We start from the raw sequence: 2,978 nt of genomic DNA, 5'->3' as shown, positions 1-2,978 counted from the left end.
GCCCCAGGATCGCCAGTTCGAGCACTACACCCCTCCCCTCGCCGTCTCATGCCTGCGGGTTTCCGCGACGGTCACCGAGAGTACACCTCTGGATGTATCGCGCCGATATACCCGTCCGTGACATCGGCAGGACGTGTCGCCACGGACTCGTGCCTCGGACTCCCGCCCCGGACTCGCACCGGGGCCCGGCGCGAGTCGTAGGCTGAGCCCGTGGACCACGCCGACTTCCGCCCCCGGCGACCCGGCCCCCCGCCGGGACCGGAGGACCCCACCGGCCGCGACGCTCTCAGGCGTCGACGGGTGGTGGACTTCGCCCTGCGGCGTCGAGGGGTGTTGGCGGATCTCCGTGAGGGTGTCTCGGCACTTCGCGAGGTGTGCGACGCGGACGTCTATCTCCTGCGTGCGGCGAGTTTCCACGGCGTGGAGACCGAGACGGTGTGCCCGGTGTGTCGCAAGGAGAACCTCACCGAGGTGTCCTGGGTGTTCGGTGACGACCTGGGTGCGGCGTCCGGCTCGGCGCGGAGCGCGGACGAGATCGAGCAGCTGGCCCTGACCCACGACGCGTTCACCGTCCACGTGGTGGAGGTGTGTCGCAGCTGTTCGTGGAACCACCTGGTGGAGTCCTATGAGGTGGGCCTCGCTTCCGGGGAGGGCAGGCGTGTGCGCCGCGCGGTGCGGGACCTGCGCCGGCACCGCTGAGCGCCCTCGCCGGGTGCGCCGAGTTCCGAGTGGAGCCCGATTTCGTACACAATGGACCCCAATGCACCGTCAGCGGGGGTCGCCCGTACCGGTCGGAGCTGCTCGCAGGAGGGTAGAAGATGTCGCAAAGTGACAGGACGCGTGGGGGATCTGACGGGGATCGGGACGATTCCTCGCACCGGCGCGGCTGGTTCCGACGTCACCCGGCCTGGACGACGCTGATCCTCGTCGTCGTCGTCCTGTTGGTGATCCCGCTGGTGATCGTCGGGGTGACCTACAACCGCACCGAGATCCCCCGTCCCGGCAGCGTGGCCACCAACCAGATCTCCGAGATCTACACCAATGACGGTACGACCATGATCGGGCGCATCGTCCCGCCGGAGGGCAACCGCACGCTGGTGGAGGTCGACGCGATCCCGGTGCACGTGCGCAACGCCGTCATCGCCGCGGAGGACCGCAGCTTCTACACCAACGAGGGTTACGACCCCACGGGCATCGGCCGCGCGGTGATCGGGCAGGTCACCGGCGAGTCGAGCGCCGGTGGCGGGTCCACGATCACGCAGCAGTACGTCAAGAACACCATGGTCGGCGACGCTCCCACCTATGAGCGCAAGGCCAAGGAGATCATCATCGCGGCCAAGATGACCAACGAGTGGTCCAAGGACCAGATCCTCGGGGCCTACCTCAACACCATCTACTTCGGCCGCGGGGCCTACGGTATCGCCGCCGCCTCCACCGCCTACTTCAACAAGCCGGTGGAGAACCTCACGGTGGAGGAGGGCGCGTTGCTCGCGGGGGTGATCCAGTCGCCGTCCGCGCTGGACCCGCTCAACAACGCCGCCGCCTCCGAGGGGCGCTGGAACTACGTGATGGACGGCATGCGGGACATGGGTGCCATCGACGCCCAGCAGCGGGGCATGGCGGTGTTCCCCCAGGTCGTGGAGGACCCGCAGGCGGTGGACCAGAACGTGGGCGACCCCACCAACGGGGCGATCCGTCGCCAGGTGCTGGCCGAGCTGGCGATGGCCGGCCTGGACGAGCAGATGCTCAACACCCGCGGGCTCAAGATCACCACCACGATCGACCCCGCCACCCAGGACGCGGTGGTCGAGGCCGCCCGCACCAACATGCAGGGGGAGAGGCCGGAGAACCGGACCGCGGTGGTCTCCATCAACCCCCGCACGGGCGGTGTGATCGGCTACTACGGCGGCGAGGACGCCGAGGGCTGGGACTACGCCAACGCCCCGCTGCAGACCGGTTCCACCTTCAAGATCTTCGGCGTGGCCGCCGCCCTCGAGCAGGGGATCGGACTGGGCACCCAGATCTCCTCGGCGCCCGTGACCACCGGAAACGTCACCGTCACCAACGTCCAAGGCCAATCCTGCGGGTCGTGCTCGGTCGCGATGGCGCTCAAGATGTCCCTCAACACCTCGTTCATCCGCCTGCAGCGGATGCTGGACGACGGGGCCAACGACGTCCGGGAGATGGCCCACCGCACAGGCGTCGCCAAGGAGATCCCCGGACTGCCGTGGGAGACCCTCACCGAGCAGGGCGAGGACCCCTATGACGGCCTGATCCTGGGCCAGTACCCGATCCGGGTGCGCGACATGGCCACGAGCCTGGCCACCTTCGCGGCCGAGGGCGTCCACCGGCCGACCCACTTCATCGAGAAGGTCGAGACGGCCGACGGCGAGGTCCTGCTGGACAACTCCGCCCCCGAGGGTGAGCGGGTGGTCGAGGCCGACGTGGCCAACAACCTCACCTCCGCGATGGAGCCGATCGCCGCCTACTCCAACGGCAAGTCCCTGGCGGGCGGTCGTCCCTCGGCCGCCAAGTCCGGCACCACCCAGCTCGGCGACACCGGCTACAACAAGGACGCCTGGTTCGTGGGCTACACCCCGTCCATCGCCACGGCGGTGTGGGTGGGGACCGACGACAACGAACCGCTGCTCAACGCGTGGGGCGGGACGATGTACGGCTCCGGGCTCCCCGCGGACATCTGGAAGTCTGCGATGGACGGCGCGCTGTCCGGCACCGACTGGGAGAGCTTCCCGTCCCCCGGGTACATCGGTGGCCAGGCCGGCGCGTCCCAGTGGGAGTCCTCCGGCACAGGGACCGGGAACACCGGTGGGACGGGTGCCACCCAGCAGGCGGTTCCCCAGCCCAGCGTCGCCCCAGCCCCCGCGCAGCCCGCTCCGGCACCCGGGGCGCCGGGTCCGCTCACGCTCAACGTCCCGGGACTGCCCGAGATCGTGATCCCGGGGGCCGGTGCCCCGGCA

The 2,978-nt window shown here is 69.6% G+C and carries 2 protein-coding genes; both read left to right on the top strand.

Annotation, left to right across the window (positions count from 1 at the left end):
* The first annotated feature begins 300 nt into the window (after positions 1-300).
* On the top strand, positions 301-699 hold the full coding sequence (locus G6027_RS14530) for a DUF5318 family protein (RefSeq protein ID WP_182637796.1): 399 nt from the start codon (positions 301-303) through the stop codon (positions 697-699).
* A gap of 119 nt (positions 700-818) precedes the next feature.
* Positions 819-2,978 (top strand): transglycosylase domain-containing protein (locus G6027_RS14525; protein ID WP_182637793.1); only part of this gene is annotated, 2,160 nt, incomplete at its 3' end.

This window comes from Dietzia sp. SLG310A2-38A2 (assembly GCF_014145095.1).
Classification (GTDB): Bacteria; Actinomycetota; Actinomycetes; order Mycobacteriales; family Mycobacteriaceae; genus Dietzia.
The sequence above is the reverse complement of the archived record's forward strand: the minus strand, read 5'-3'. Positions and strand labels throughout refer to the sequence as shown.